This window comes from Commensalibacter communis (assembly GCF_947179015.1).
GTDB classification, from domain to species: Bacteria; Pseudomonadota; Alphaproteobacteria; order Acetobacterales; family Acetobacteraceae; genus Commensalibacter; species Commensalibacter communis.
In genome coordinates, this window is sequence record NZ_CAMXCM010000003.1 from 35,463 (window position 1) to 50,329 (window position 14,867).

Consider the following 14,867-nt stretch of genomic DNA (forward strand, 5'->3'; position numbering starts at 1 on the left):
TGATAACAATCTTTATGATGATAGGAGTTTTAATGATGACTGCTAATAGTAACGCACAATCTACCCCTTTGCACGAAGCGGTGCGCAATCATGACGTTAAACAAGTTATGGCGCTTGTTAAAACCGAAGCATTAGAAGCTCGTGATAATGAGGGTAGAACCGCACTAATGATTGCAACTCAGCAAAACCACGCCAAGATTGCAAAAATCTTGATCTATGCTGGTGCTGATGTAAATGCCAAAAATAATATCCAAGACACGCCTTATTTATTAGCTGGTGCACAAGGGTATAATGATATTTTAAAACTGACCTTGGAATATGGTGCAAATATCAAAGATACTAATCGCTTTGGAGGCAATACCATCATCCCCGCAGCAGAAAAGGGTCATCCAGAAACGGTTAAAATCTTGTTAAAAGCGGGTGTTGATCCTAATCATATTAATAAATTGGGATGGACGGCATTACTAGAAACCATTATTCTAGGCAATGGATCGCCCTTATATACTGAAATTGCAGAGATTTTAATTCAGGGAGGTGCAGACGTTAATATCCCTGATGGCGAAGGTGTCAGCGCATTACACCATGCCAAACAAAAAGGATATCAAGATATGGTTGACCTTTTGATTAAATCTGGTGCGAAAGAGTAATCTTGCTTTTAGTTAACCAAGGATTAGACAGCTAAAGTTAGACACCTTAGTGAAGAGGATGTTAACAGATTAATGCTAATTTATTTCGAAATGTAAATTTATTATTTAAATATCGTAACATTATATTAAACTAAATAGCTTACTAAATGTCATTTTATAAATCGATGGAAAATAATGAAAACTTACTCATCCTCTTCAATCATAAACTCAAAATCATTATTGATGATTTCTTGTAAGTAATTATCAAAGCTATTTGCAATGATAACATAACTATCGGGATCATGGAGATATCGAATAATTTGCCCGACTTTGCCCGCTTTGGTTGGATTAAAATCAATATATAATTTGGAGGTCCCTCCATTATTCATGCAATGAGAAAAGCATAAATGCTTGTTAAAGGGCACACGGGTATTAATTCTGGGGTCAACTTCTACGAATTCTTCTAAAACATCTTCAGATTCTTCATCATTACCTAGATATATTTCACGAATGCTGCGATCTTTTTTTTTGCGTTCTTGCAGCATATCTTTCACAGATAATAAATAATAGGGGTATTCATAGACATCAGATCCCAGCATATAAACACAGACGGTATCTCCATCACCATAATCACGATGATATGTGCCATCTACAATACTCAAAAAATCAATTAAACTATCAGGACATAAAGGATAGGCTGCTTTGAGTTTGTTTATATTGTCAATTGATGCACTGCGGACTTTATGAAAAGATTTTGTGTCTTCAGCGGTGAAATGTTCTTTCAATCCATTTATATAATCTGTTACCAATGACATAATGTGCCTTTAAATATAATCAATTATTGGAATTTAATCTTAATAGAAATGAATTGATTATTCCATAAGCATTATTGTTAATTTCAATCTAAAATTATATAATCACGCTATCAGGTTGGAAATATTCTATAGGTTTGTTTGTTATTTACTCGTCATCATTCTTTTCAGTCATAAAACTAAAATCTTGATCGATCAGAAACTGCAAGTATCCATCAAAATTATTCGCACCTCTATAGTATTCAGCGGCAATTGACAAAGTATAGAAACTCATATTCATACGATAATAAAGCATCAGCAATCATGCGTAAAAAACCTTATAATGATACGATGCGCGTTGCCCTTGCATTACATAAAGATGGCTGCTTTAATCCAGATGAAATCCATTAAGTTATAATTTTTAATAGATAAAAATATGGAGTATAAAATGAAGAAAATTGCGATTGTCTTATCCCTGGCGTTGTTTCCCTTTACAGCGCATGCGCAAGTGCAAATTTCTGATGAAGTTATTCAAAACGCAGCAAATGATTTAAAGCCTGCTTTTTGTGCGAATGATCTGAAACAAGCAACCCAAATTGTTGAGGGTTGTTATGCAAAAGTGGATGAAGATAGAGAGCATGAAAATATCAATCAATGCGTGGTAGAAGATATATTTCTGATGAGTATATTTGTAATAAAGGAAAAGCAATATCTTGATAAAGCTCAGACTGATCCATATGCTGATTTAGAGTTTATAAAAATGAAAAATTATGTTGGCAGAATAACAAAATATCCTAGTTTGATGACAAATATTACAGGGTTCTCAGGAATGAAACAAGTAGGTGAAATGGTAGGTGGAAAAGTCGCAAAAATTTTACTATATGAAAATTGTTTGAATCTTAATAAATTAAAATAATTTCTTATACAGACACATCCTTAGTTAAGTATATATTGTCATAGGAAAAACCATAACCACTTCATATGGATAACAGACGCCGTAATTGCATTATATCAAGAGAAATATTTTCATATTGATAAAATTCACTAAAATTAATAATGTAATGAATAAATATATAGAATAGAAAAGAGAATAAAATGAAAAAAATTGCTATGGCTTTGTCACTGGTGTTGTTCCCATTAACAGCACAGGCTCAATCTGGTAGGGAGCAAGTTGTCCAAGCAGTAACAAATGATTTAAAACCTGCGTTTTGTGCGAATGATCTAAAGCAAGCCATGCAGATCGTTGAAGGATGTTATGCTAAAGTAGATCAAGATAGCGAAAAATATAATATGAATCAATGTGTTCTGGAGGATATAATGGTTATTGGTGCTATTAAAAAGAAACAGAAACAATATTTAACGAATTATATGCCAGATCCTTATGCCCATTTAGATTTTATTCAACCTGTAAATGTTGGATTAAGAGTCGGAAAACATCCTAATTCTTTTACTGATGCAGGCAGTTCAGAAGAGATGAAAAAAACTTTTATAGAAGATGTGTCAACAATAATAGATAATATGAAACAAGAAAATTGCTTTGACCTTGATAAACTAAAATAATCTTCCTTATACAGATCTACCCTCAATCAAACACGCATCGCCATAAGAATAAAAACGATATCCACTTTGAATGGCGTGTTGATAAGCATGCCGCATTTTTTCTATTCCTCCAAATGCACAGACCAGCATAAATAATGTCGATCTAGGCAAGTGAAAATTAGTCATCAGCATATCAACGGCTTTGAAACGATAACCTGGACGAATAAAGATCGAGGTTTCTTTGTGAAATGGGTGCATAATCCCATGCTCATCCACTGCGCTTTCCAGTAAACGCAACGAGGTTGTTCCCACCGCAATAATACGACGCTTTTCAGCTTTGGCTTGATTTAACTGTTCAGCTACTTCAGGAGTAATAATTCCATATTCTGCATGCATGTGATGGTCACTAATATTATCACTACGCACAGGTAAAAAAGTTCCAGCCCCTACATGCAACGTCAACGTCAATCGTTCAACACCAATAGTATCAAGTTGTGTTAAAAGATCGTCTGTAAAATGCAATCCTGCGGTGGGGGCTGCTACCGCACCAGGGTGATGAGAAAATATAGTGTGATAATCCTGCTCATCTTGTTCAGTTGGTCCTGTAGGACGTTCAATATAAGGGGGTAGGGCAAGTTGACCAATAGCGCGCAACCACTCGTCAAACGCATCCCCTTCAACACTGAAACGAATAAAACCACTGCCACCAATTTCTAATTCTTCAACCGTTGCATAGATTTTGCCATCAGGAAAATCTAATTTATCGCCGACTTTTAATCTTTTGCTGTTTTTAATTAAAACATGCCAGCGTCCGTCCCCCATTGGACGATCCAACGTGATTCCTATATGTGCTGCCCCTCGCATGGCGGATAGTTTTGCATGAATAACTTTGGTATCATTGGCAATAAGGATATCGCCTTTGCGGAAAAAAGAAGGTAGGTCACGGATGATTTTATCTTCTGGACCATGCTGAGCAGGGATATAGAGTAATTTTGCCAAATCTTTGGGACGCATAGGGTGATGCGCAATACAATTTTCTGGTAAGTCAAAATCAAAATCAACAGTTTGGTCAGTCATTTTAAATCATCCATTATCGTCTGGCAGCGAGTAATTATGGTTATAGATAACGGATGATTGAAATTAATCAAGAGCGATCTTATTTTTTACAGTGTTGTGCAAGACTTTGTAATGGATGATTATCATCAATATAAGGTGCCAAACCATCGCCAATATAATAAAATAATCCAACTCCTTTATCGGTTGCGTGCTGTGCAGGTTGCCCACCAAAGAAATAAGGAGAGTCAGCCACTTTTTTAATTCGTTCTTCAAAAGCACGTTCATTGATAAAAGATTTATCAAGATCAGGAGGGAGTTGTCGACCATCAATCGCCATGACAAGGATTAAATCCCCAGCAACGCAGATTTCAATGTCAGAACTATTAATATTGGTTTTTTTATAACATTTTTGCACATCAATAATCAGACCGCTTAAACCTTTTTTGCAAACAATGGGTGCATATCGATCGATAACTCTTTGTGCTGTTTGTGCAGACATTTGTTTCGAAGATATTTGTGCTTTGGCTGATATTGGTAATAATAGAACGGTCAATGCTAAAAGAAATTGCTTCATCATGGCTTCTCAATCAAAAATTATAAGATATTTGAGATTATAGTACCATGCTCTTATGCACGAGATTTATCTTTATTTTATAATGATAAGTGAATATTTAAGTAATATCTTTAAATTTACTCATTGAGATTACATTATGCCAATTCCAACATATTTAGAAAAATTTGCAATTGAATATAAACATAAAGATGAAGTTACAACGATGACTTTATGTTCCAGCAAAGGGAACAAACAGTTAGAAGTTTGGTTTTATGGGAACACAGATAAAATACCAGGTGAAAAACAGCTCTACATAACGGATACCAAGGATGCACCGGAAAAAATAGTTGTTAAAGATCCTGCAACCGACGAAGAAATATTGGTATTTGACGGTGCATTTCACGGATATGACAGCATGTTTTGTGATGAGTTTGATCGAGATCGTTTGGTAAACAGACCCTTGAAACGATATGATTTGTCAGCCTCTGAACTCATATTAGAAATATATTATAATATTCCTTATGAAGAAGAAAAAGAGGAATATGACTTTGATGAAAAGGGTGATGTTATTTTAATTAACGAACAAACCATGTCATGGGAGGATGTTAAACGAAATGGGTTCGATGCCATTACGCTATCTTATATAAATGATAAAGGCGAGAGAATTTGTTTTTTTGATAAAGAGCTGGCTTGATATTATATCGTATGTGATGATTGTTATTGTGATTAACTCATCTTTTATCCTCCTGGGTTTGGACAGGGGTAATTATTTACATTTGTTGCAACTGATTTTATCGTTATACAAATAATTGTGTTATAAATGCTTTTTATTTCAATAATTATCTATTAAAAATGAATTTTATTTATAAGTTTTTGTAAAAGATAGGTAATTTAATGAAATTTAAATATGTATTGCTTGTAACGGTTGGGTTGCTTGGTGGTGTAAATGATGGGTTTGCACAAGATAGCACAGATATAACAACAATCGAACACAAAGCAGCCACGGGTGATGCCCAGGCTCAATATAATTTTGGTATGATTTATTATAATGGGGATAAAGTTCCTCAAGATTATCCAAAAGCTGCAGAATGGTTTCAGAAATCTGCGGGTCAAGGTAATGTTGCCGCTCAATATCATTTAGGGTTGTTGTATGAACAAGGGAAGGGTGTTTCCAAAGATCAGGTTAAAGCAAAAGAATTGATTGAAAAAGCAGCGGCTCAAGGGAATGTAGATGCGCAGCTAAATCTTGGGTTATCTTATTCTAAGGGTAAGAACAAAGATTATACGAAAGCAAAAGACTGGTTTGAAAAAGCTGCATCACAAGGAAATATCACAGCGGAATATAACCTTGGGTTGCTGTATTATAATGGTAACGCTGTTCCCAAAGATAAGACAAAAGGAAAGGCTCTTATCGAAAAAGCAGCCAATCAGAATAATGTAGATGCTCAAACAAAAATGGGCGATATATGCAAAGATGAAGGAATATTATTGATGAACAGTGGGCGCTATAAACCAGCAGATATAGCTAATCCACAGTTGAGAGATAAGGCAATGACGGAATTGGATGAGATTGAATCGAAAATAGAACCGCTAAGAAAAAAAGCTAAAGATTGGTATGAGAAAGCCGCAAATCAAAATGGGGCAGAAGCACAATATAAACTCGCAGACTGTTATCGTCATGGGATTGGTGTAGAAAAAAATAAACAATTAGAAGAGCATTGGTTACAAGAATCAGCTTTTCACGGATATTTAGAGGCGGAAAAAGAATATGCTTCTGCGGTTCGAGATGGTGATTTTGGCTCTAAAAAAGCTGGTGTTGCTATATTCTTTTATGAAAAAGCTGCTAAAAAAGGTGATGGTGAATCACAATATGAGCTTGGGTATATGTATAAATATGGTCTGAAGCGACATTCCGATGGTGTGGATCTGCCACAAGATAAAGTAAAAGCCAAAGAATATTTTAAACAAGCATGTATCAATAAATATGAACTCGCTTGTAGTCAGTATAAACAAATGAATAATGAATAATTCATTTTCAAATTCTAGGTTTAGAATATATTTTTAATTCCAAACCTAGAAAATAAGTTATATCAATTTATTAAGAAGCTAATTTTTTGGTAATCTCAGCAACATGCTTGCCATAGAATTCAGCACCATCTAATTCATTTTTAGATACAGCGCGGGATCCATCAGGTCCAGCAATTGTTGATGCACCATAAGGTGTTCCACCAGTAATTTCGTTGATTTCTGCTAAACCAGGGAAAGAGAACGGGAAACTAGCAACAGTCATACCATAATGCATTAAATTAGTAATTAATGACATTAAGGTCAATTCTTGACCAGCATGTTGTGTTCCTGTGCTGGTGAATACGCCACCTACTTTACCAATTAGTGCGCCTTTAGCCCATAGCCCGCCTGTTTGATCCAAGAAGCTTGCCATTTGAGAGGAGATACGACCGAAACGTGTGCCAGTACCGACAATGATTCCATCATATTCAGCAAGCTCTTGTGGAGACGCAATCGGAGCAGCTTGATCTAATTTGAAATGATTGGCCTTTGCGGCTTCCTCTGGAACTGTTTCTGGAACGCGTTTGACGACAGCTGTTGCGCCAGTAGCTTCGATCCCTTTGGCAATAGCATATGCCATTGTTTCAATATGGCCATATGTGGAATAGTATAGAACTAAGATACGTGCAGACATTATATTGATCCTTTATATTATGTGTTGTCTTAATAATTAATCTTAATGAATATTCTCAAAAAGATAATAGGTCATTTAATTAAAACATCTTAAACTAAGAGTAGGAGGTCTTAAAAGGAAATATAATGAATGCAGATTTATATTGTGATATCAATATAAAAAAAGGTGACTTATAAAGTACTTCACTAATCGTGTTTTTTACGAAAAGCATCTAGGCTGATAACTGGGGTTTCTTCTGTATCACCAGCGTCTGGTGTGGGCAATGTTTCGACATTGGCTTTTGTTTGTTCATTGGTCAAAGCGTTCGGTATTGCAGAAACAGGTGAAGGTAAAGGGGAGAACGTAAATAATAATTTTGCTTCTGGGTCAGAAAAAGCAGTAATTGCACCCAATGGGATGATGAGTGTCGAAGATACCCCGCCAAAAGATAAACCCACTGATATAATGTTTTTATGTTCATCAATCATTAAATCCCAAAATTGATGTTGTAAAACAATTGTAATTTCTTCGGGGTATTGTGCTTTTAATCGTGCAGGAATGGAAACACCGGAATAAGTGGTAAGAAAAGTTACGTAAAAGCTGTGATTACCAGGCATTCCATTTTTGGCAATATGTTTTAATGCATTGATTGTTACTTGGCGATAAGCTGATTCAATCCATTCGTGATAAGGTAACAAGTTTGTGGGTGGGTTTTCACCAAAGCCATTATTGTCATAACCATCAGAATGCGTCATATGTTATAGTCTCTTTAGAATTTTAAATATTTAATACATGTATTTATAATGAGGGGCTTCTGTTGCCCGGCGCACCCTCAGCCGCGCTTGTTACATTGGCTTATTAGGCCGCAACAGCGTGTGCCTCGAAATTATCGTTGGCATTTGTAAAATATAGCCCGATAACGGCGGAACCATGCCGAGTAAAAAATATATCTTTACTACGCGTGTCGAGCCTGTTTCATCCCCATAATTTGGTGGAGATGCCGGGTACTGCCCCCGGGTCCACTACGCTTATTCCATATACCGTTTATTACCATAGTTAACGAATTAACATGCCGATCATAACTTAAATTTCAGAATAAAAAAAGGGGGATAATAAAATAAATAAAACTATAGATTATAAGTAACGATTTTCTTTTTTTTTAAAAGAGGAATTGTATAAAGTTGAACTATATTTATAATGACCGTAATTTAGTTTTAGTGAAGGGATAGTTTTATGAGTAAAGCTGCGGTTATTGGTATTGTTATTGTTGGTCTTGGCGTTGTTGGTGGGGGTGGTTATTATTATGCCTCTAACAAAGCAAACGATGAATTACATAAAACAATCTCATTAATTGAAAAATCAATACCTGGATCTTCATTAAAATATGAAAGCTCCAGTGTCAGTCCATTTTCACAATCTGCTACTTTGCATAAAGTTGTTTTCAAGGATGACAAAGGGCACGAATATACCGCCGACACATTGGTAGCTAGTGGTGTTTCTCAAGATAAGCTGGGTGAGGTTTCTTTGGATAAATTTCATACAGTGATTGATGGTGGTACTATTGATGTTAATCATATTGACATCAAGAACGCAGTTGCTTCCAAAGATGCTGTAGTTATAGAAGATGGTAAAATTAAGAAATTTTATCCTTCAAAGGTCAGTTTTGATTTGTTAAACCTTCAAGACATCAAAGCCGTTGGGCCTAATGCACATGAAACCATTACCGTTGCACAATATGAATTGAAAAATTATGGTTTGGATCGTAAATCTGATCAGACAATGAAACAGTTCGAGATAAAATCAAGCTATAGCAAAGATAATTCAGAAGGTCTGAAAATCAACCAAATGCAGATTGATGGTTTGGATTTTGCCAAAATCGTTGCAACTGTCGAACAAGGGAAAACACCTCAAGTATTACCAGGCCAACCTCAAAAGGGTACCTTGGATGGTCTAGAATATAACGCTAAAGGTCAGATTTGGTCTCTTGCGAAAATTGACACTGAAAATTCTATCGCTGAAAACGGCGATCAAAAAAGCACAGCAACTTTTTCTGGTTTAAAAATCGACACAGCGCATAATCCTCAATTATTTGCACTTAAAGAAATGGGGTATAACCAACTGGATGCATTTGGTAAAATCTCTGCAAGCTATAATAAGGCAAAACAACAATGGTCTTTTGTCCCTGTTGAAATGACTATTAAAGATATGGGTAATTTAAATGCAGATTTGCAATTTAATGGTCCAGCAGCACTTTCAAATGCTAATCCACAATCCGTCATGACAGATTACAAATTAATTTCATTAAAAGTCATTTTACAAAATCAAGGTTTACTTGAAAAAGCCATTGATCAAGAGGCAAAAAAACAATCTTTACCAGCTGATAAAGTCAAAGAAAATATGATTAATGAGCTGAAACAAGATGAAGCTAACGCAACGATGCCCGTTCAAAAACAGGCAGATGAAGCGGTTATTGACTTGATTAACAATCCTAAGAAATCAATGGTCATTGCAATGAATCCTAAAGCACCATTGAATGCTATGGAGCTTGTTGGAAATTCTCCGTTCTCAATGATCGAAAAATTGAATCTAAGTGTTAAAACAGAAGCAGGGAAATAATTTATTCTATAAGTTAGAATAAATTTTTTGCGTGTTAAAAGCTGTAGAAGTTTAAAACTCTACAGCTTTTTTTGAATATAGCGAATAATATTGGTGGTGGATATGAGTAAAGTCGCGGTTATTGGTGCGGTTGTTGTGATTGGTCTTGGCGTTGTTGGTGGGGGTGGGTATTATTATGCTTCTCAACAAGCAGAAAAGAAATTCCAACAAAAGATTGAATTGATTAAAAATACTTTTCCTGGAGCAACAATTACTTACGCAAACCATAATATTGGTATTTTTTCACAAGAAGCAACTATGGATAAAGTTGTTATTAAATACAAAGATGGTGAAGTCTACACCGCTGACAAAGTCAGTGCTGTTATGGGTTCTGATGATGACATTAAAAATTTAAAGATTGATCAATTAGCTGTCAAAGAAAAAGAAACTGCTACTGAACAGCTTTTTACGGTTGAGCATACTGAGATTGCAAATGCCAAAGCAGACGCAGGATGGATTGTTATTGAAAGTGGCAAAATAAAAAAAATTGTTCCTTCCAAAATTAGTTTTGGATTGTTAAATTTTCAGAATCTTGAATTTAAACCAGATACCAACACCAATATCAAAGTGGCTCAATATCAAATTAAAAATTATGGATTGAGTCAGAAAAGTGACATGCTTCTGAATAATTTATCTGCAACAGGTCGCAGTGATTTTTCAATTAAATCTTTTAAAATCGATCAAGTAAATTTAGCGGATATTTCAAAAAGACAAGAAGCGTTTTTTGCAGATAGGAAAAATTACAGATCATCAGAGGCGCTCAACAAAGGCTTGCTTCAGAATTTATCAATGATGCAGTTTGGTTTGTTAAATATCGAAGATTTGCAATTTAAGGATAAATATGGTCCTGCATTTCAAATAGCACGTTATCATACCAAAGATTATGGACTGGATAAAAAGACAGATATCTTGCTGCAAAATTTAACGGTTAAAGATTCCAGACAAAATTTATCAATTGGGTCTTTTAAGATTGATCAAATCAATCTGGCAAATATGTTGAAAATTCAATCAGAGTTTGTTGCTAATGAGAACGATCGTAAATCCATAAACGACAAAGCCAAAGAAATATTTCAATTGCTATCCAAAATGCAATTTAGTTTGTTAAGTATTGATAAGGTGATTGTGGAGGAATACAAGTCTGCGTTTAAATTAGCGCATTATCAAATGAAAGACTATGGCGTGGATCGTAAAACCAGCCAATCTTTGAAAGATTTTTCTGTTGTCATTCCTTATTTTAGTAAAATAGTCGTATCGCTTGCATCTTTTGAAAGCTCTGGGGTAGATGCAGCGACATTTATAGGTATGTTGGAATCAATTGATTTAAATAATCTTGATAATTTTGGCAAAAATTATACGAATATATTGCAAGACTATGCCAAAAAGGTTGGTGGAATTGTAAACACAGGCAGTGTTTCTGGCCTCAAAATCTCTTTTGGTAAAGAGTTTATTTCACTAGGAACACTGACGACCAAGTCAGACATGACGAAAGAAGGAAACTCTAATGAAACTTATGCACTGGATGGGTTAGAATTTTCTGTTCCTGATGTCAGTGGTAGTGATTTATTAAATGCATTGAAACAGATGGGATATCGTCAAGTTTCTGTTTCTGGTCGCTTAACGATGCAATATCAAATGAATACAAATTTCTTGTCTGTATCACTAAAAGAGTTAACATTTAAAGATATTGGAGCAATTAGCGCAACACTCCAAGCAAATGCTCCGCTATCCATCTCTTACGATTCGCCAGAGACCATTTTAACAAACCCAGAGGTAAAATTAAAAGAATTAAGTGTCGTTATGCAAAATAATGGTGTTGTCGAGAGACTACTAAAATCTGCTAGTCAAGAACAAGGCACAACTGAAGCAGAAGTGAAAGAATCAATTATTGCATCTGTGAAAGAGGTGGCTCAAAAGGATAAAGATATTCCTGCATCATTTACAGAAGATTTAGTGAAAACGCTTAAGGCTTTTCTTCAAAATCCACAAGTAACAAAAATTAAATTATCATCCATGCCAACTTCACCTATCTCAGGAGCGGTTCTTGATGATAAAAGCTCAGAAGAGCAGTTTAATTTATTAAATATTAAAATCCAAGCCGTTCCCATAAAACACTAATATTCTGCACTAAGTCATGGAAATTATTCCATGGCTTAATTTTATTAAGTGCGAATGCTGAATTGATCAAACTTCGAAAAACCGATGAACAGAGTTGATAATTTTGTTTCTTTGTTTCTCAATTATGCTTTATAGATAAATTGAATTAGATCATAACACGGTTTTATTAACATTGTGAATTTTACCAGCAGCATGAAAAAGAAATTATTATTAATATTGGTGATATGCTCGCTCTTTATATGGGTAGGGATCAAAATTTACCAAGTGGCTCATACACACGCACAAAGCGCATTGATGCATGTGCAAAGCAGGCTGCGACAGCTTGTTGGTGCAAATGGGCAGTATTCTTATTCAGAAGCACATATTAATTGGTTTACGCAATCGGTTGTAATTACCAATGTTAAGCTGACATTTCCTCAAAATATAAAAGTTACAATGAGGAAAATATCAGCAGTCCCAAAAGATACGCACAGTGTTAGTAATTTAAACATTAAAGATCTTCAAATCAATTCGCCATCATTATCAGCATCTATTGCTTCATTGGCGTTTGATAATCTAAACATTCCAGCTTTTGCACAATCTGACCTAAAAACAGGTTTGTCTTGGGCTGTTATTCGCAATATTTCTTTTGAACAAGGAAATATAAAAGGGGCTTATTTTAACTCAGAATGGGGAAATTTACGCTTAGGGAGTTGGCAGATTACCAGACAAGGTTCAGCCAAAAAACGCCCATATTTATTTTATAATGTTGATGTTGCCCCTATCAATAAAACGGGTCGATCTGCATCTTTGGATGCTTTGCATTTCGATCAATTTATTTTAGAAATGTCTAATGAGCGTAAATTTAATGAAATAGAAACGATTGCTTCTTTTTTAACCAACACAGACTTCTTTTTTAAAGCGTATGGCGTGGTGGGGTATCGTTCACATCAAAAACGATTGTCAATCGGACAGTTAAATATCCATCTCGCCCGTCAAGAAACAGTGTGGGATGGTGAGATTTTAGCAGACAAATTCGATTATGATTTGATCTCTTCTTATAGTTTGTTCGCAGAATATCTGAAAAGATTAGGATATACTCGTATTAACGGAGCGTTTCATTCTAATTTTACGTATTATCTCAAAGATTCGTTATTTTCTTTGCATAAAATGAATTATTTCGGGTATGATTTTATGGGGTTATACTTACAAAGTCGTTTTTATGTGGATCAAAAAGTGTTCGATCCTTATATTCTTAATTGGTCAGATAGCGTTTTATTAAAAGCAATGAATTTATCCCTATATGATGCTGGGTTAAAAAATAGAATTTTTTTAATTCTCGCTCATAATACACAACAAACGGAGAAACAAGTTTATACGGATACACTTAATAAATTTATAGAGTTTTCTAAAGGGAAAGATTTTGAACTTGATCGGCAGCTTTATACAGCGCTTGCTGATATTCTACAGCATCGTAATCATATGATGCAGCTATCAATTGTTTTTGAAACGCCAGAGCGCGTTAACAGTTTATTGAATATGAATTTTCTGGATTTCTTTAAATTAATCAATCAGAATAATATGACGATAACAGCGATCCCCAAAAATTAGTTGCCGTGTGGGTGTTCAGCGCTGTGTTTGTGGTTTATAAAGAAATGCACTTTTTGCATATTTATTATTTCATCAGAGTGGGATTATCATGCCTCTTACAGCAGAACAACAAGCAGAAATAGACTCTCAATCCAATCTTCAAATTCCAACCAAACGACCTGTTTCGCCAGGGTTGGAGGCCATGTTATTTAAGGCTTTGCCAGTCCTAGATCATGGGTTTGTTCGTGTGGTGGATTATATGGGGGACGATTCTTCTATTGTTCAAGCTGCGCGCGTTTCTTATGGTGTAGGGACGAAGAAAGTTTCCGAAGATCGTGGACTAATTCGATATCTAATGCGCCATCACCACACAACACCATTTGAAATGTGTGAGATTAAGTATCACATCCGTTTACCTATTTTTGTTGCACGTCAATGGATCCGTCATCGTACTGCCAGTGTAAATGAATATTCAGCACGCTATTCTATTATGGATCGTGAGTTTTATATTCCAGAGCCAGAAGTATTGGCAGCACAAAGTAAAATTAATAATCAAGGGAGAGGGGATGTTTTATCCTCTGAGCAAGCAGCAGCGGTTATTCATTTATTAAAACAAGATGCACAACAATGTTATGATAATTATGAAACTATGTTGAAACCAGCTGAAGAAGATGGGTATGGGTTGGCACGTGAACTTGCCAGAATGAATTTAACATTAAATAGTTATAGTCAATGGTATTGGAAGATTAACCTACATAACTTATTTCACTTTTTACAATTACGTATTGATCCACATGCTCAATATGAGATCAGAGTTTATGCCGAAGCCATGTTAAAAACCTTGCAAGCATGGGTTCCAATTGCTTGTGAAGCCTTTGAAGATTATCGCCGTGGTGCGGTGACTTTTTCAGCTTCTATGATGCAAGTGTTGGGTAAAATGTTAAATGGTGAAACTGTTGAGCAGGATAATAGCGGTTTAACAAAACGTGAATGGACTGAAATGATGCAAATGTTGGCTCCTTATCAAACTAAATAACGATTTAACTAAACGGGGAAAAACGAAGTGCAAAAATTAATTTACGTATCAGCCATCGGATTATTATTCATTTTTGTTATGGTTGGCATGTGGTTTTTTCCTGTTGGTCGTGACCTTGATGCGGATCGAAACTATCTGCGTCAAGCAACAGCACCAGCATCAAAATAATAGCTTTTTTATTAATTTTTATTAATCTTTTTAAGGGTTTATTAACGATTACTGTTACATAAATCACATAAATTTGTAA

At 35.1% G+C, this 14,867-nt stretch carries 16 protein-coding genes and 1 other RNA gene; 11 read left to right on the forward strand and 6 right to left on the reverse strand.

Annotation, left to right across the window (positions count from 1 at the left end):
• Positions 1-32 precede the first annotated feature (32 nt).
• Entirely contained in the window at positions 33-647 is a 615-nt protein-coding gene (locus tag PQG54_RS06885; RefSeq protein WP_271790244.1) for an ankyrin repeat domain-containing protein, read from the forward strand.
• 182 nt (positions 648-829) lie between these two features.
• Here the strand turns inward: PQG54_RS06885 and PQG54_RS06890 are convergent, their stop codons facing one another.
• Positions 830-1,441, reverse strand: a complete 612-nt coding sequence (locus PQG54_RS06890; RefSeq protein WP_271790243.1) for an SMI1/KNR4 family protein — start codon at positions 1,439-1,441, stop codon at positions 830-832.
• A 249-nt stretch (positions 1,442-1,690) separates the two neighbouring features.
• Here PQG54_RS06890 and PQG54_RS06895 point away from each other — a divergent pair, with 249 nt between their 5' ends.
• From PQG54_RS06895 to PQG54_RS06905, 3 genes are all read left to right on the forward strand, one after another.
• Positions 1,691-1,828 carry a hypothetical protein gene (locus tag PQG54_RS06895; protein ID WP_271790242.1) on the forward strand — a complete coding sequence of 46 codons (138 nt, stop codon included), beginning with the start codon at positions 1,691-1,693 and terminating at the stop codon, positions 1,826-1,828.
• 37 nt (positions 1,829-1,865) lie between these two features.
• Positions 1,866-2,333 carry a hypothetical protein gene (locus tag PQG54_RS06900; protein ID WP_271790241.1) on the forward strand — a complete coding sequence of 156 codons (468 nt, stop codon included), beginning with the start codon at positions 1,866-1,868 and terminating at the stop codon, positions 2,331-2,333.
• 179 nt (positions 2,334-2,512) lie between these two features.
• Positions 2,513-2,977, forward strand: a complete 465-nt coding sequence (locus PQG54_RS06905; protein ID WP_271790240.1) for a hypothetical protein — start codon at positions 2,513-2,515, stop codon at positions 2,975-2,977.
• Positions 2,978-2,983: 6 nt separating this feature from the next.
• Here the strand turns inward: PQG54_RS06905 and queA are convergent, their stop codons facing one another.
• A complete protein-coding gene (gene queA, locus PQG54_RS06910; RefSeq protein ID WP_271790239.1) occupies positions 2,984-4,033 on the reverse strand; it encodes a tRNA preQ1(34) S-adenosylmethionine ribosyltransferase-isomerase QueA in 1,050 nt (349 codons plus the stop codon).
• 79 nt (positions 4,034-4,112) lie between these two features.
• Positions 4,113-4,589, reverse strand: a complete 477-nt coding sequence (locus PQG54_RS06915; protein ID WP_271790238.1) for a hypothetical protein — start codon at positions 4,587-4,589, stop codon at positions 4,113-4,115.
• Positions 4,590-4,722: 133 nt separating this feature from the next.
• On the opposite strand from PQG54_RS06915, the gene PQG54_RS06920 reads away from it, so the two are divergent.
• Both PQG54_RS06920 and PQG54_RS06925 read left to right on the forward strand, forming a co-directional pair.
• Entirely contained in the window at positions 4,723-5,259 is a 537-nt protein-coding gene (locus PQG54_RS06920) for a hypothetical protein (RefSeq protein WP_271790237.1), read from the forward strand.
• Between the two features lie 200 nt (positions 5,260-5,459).
• Positions 5,460-6,593, forward strand: a complete 1,134-nt coding sequence (locus PQG54_RS06925) for a tetratricopeptide repeat protein (protein ID WP_271790236.1) — start codon at positions 5,460-5,462, stop codon at positions 6,591-6,593.
• Positions 6,594-6,663: 70 nt separating this feature from the next.
• Here the strand turns inward: PQG54_RS06925 and wrbA are convergent, their stop codons facing one another.
• The 3 genes from wrbA to ssrA form a co-directional block, all read right to left on the reverse strand.
• Complete coding sequence (gene wrbA / locus PQG54_RS06930) at positions 6,664-7,266, reverse strand: NAD(P)H:quinone oxidoreductase (RefSeq protein ID WP_271790235.1); 603 nt, start codon at positions 7,264-7,266, stop codon at positions 6,664-6,666.
• 185 nt (positions 7,267-7,451) lie between these two features.
• On the reverse strand, positions 7,452-8,000 hold the full coding sequence (locus PQG54_RS06935; RefSeq protein ID WP_271790234.1) for an SspB family protein: 549 nt from the start codon (positions 7,998-8,000) through the stop codon (positions 7,452-7,454).
• Between the two features lie 47 nt (positions 8,001-8,047).
• Positions 8,048-8,353, reverse strand: a transfer-messenger RNA (tmRNA) gene (gene ssrA, locus PQG54_RS06940).
• A gap of 125 nt (positions 8,354-8,478) precedes the next feature.
• Here ssrA and PQG54_RS06945 point away from each other — a divergent pair.
• The 5 genes from PQG54_RS06945 (at position 8,479) to PQG54_RS06965 (ending at position 14,788) form a co-directional block, all read left to right on the forward strand.
• The gene (locus tag PQG54_RS06945; RefSeq protein WP_271790233.1) at positions 8,479-9,861 is read left to right on the forward strand and encodes a hypothetical protein; all 1,383 of its coding nucleotides are present in this window, start codon (positions 8,479-8,481) and stop codon (positions 9,859-9,861) included.
• 102 nt (positions 9,862-9,963) lie between these two features.
• Positions 9,964-12,015, forward strand: a complete 2,052-nt coding sequence (locus PQG54_RS06950) for a hypothetical protein (protein WP_271790232.1) — start codon at positions 9,964-9,966, stop codon at positions 12,013-12,015.
• Between the two features lie 264 nt (positions 12,016-12,279).
• Positions 12,280-13,605: a hypothetical protein gene (locus tag PQG54_RS06955; RefSeq protein WP_271790231.1), complete on the forward strand. Its 1,326-nt coding sequence runs from the start codon at positions 12,280-12,282 to the stop codon at positions 13,603-13,605.
• A gap of 88 nt (positions 13,606-13,693) precedes the next feature.
• A complete protein-coding gene (thyX, locus tag PQG54_RS06960; RefSeq protein WP_271790230.1) occupies positions 13,694-14,620 on the forward strand; it encodes an FAD-dependent thymidylate synthase in 927 nt (308 codons plus the stop codon).
• Positions 14,621-14,647: 27 nt separating this feature from the next.
• A complete protein-coding gene (locus PQG54_RS06965) occupies positions 14,648-14,788 on the forward strand; it encodes a hypothetical protein (protein ID WP_271790229.1) in 141 nt (46 codons plus the stop codon).
• The last annotated feature ends 79 nt before the right edge of the window (positions 14,789-14,867 follow it).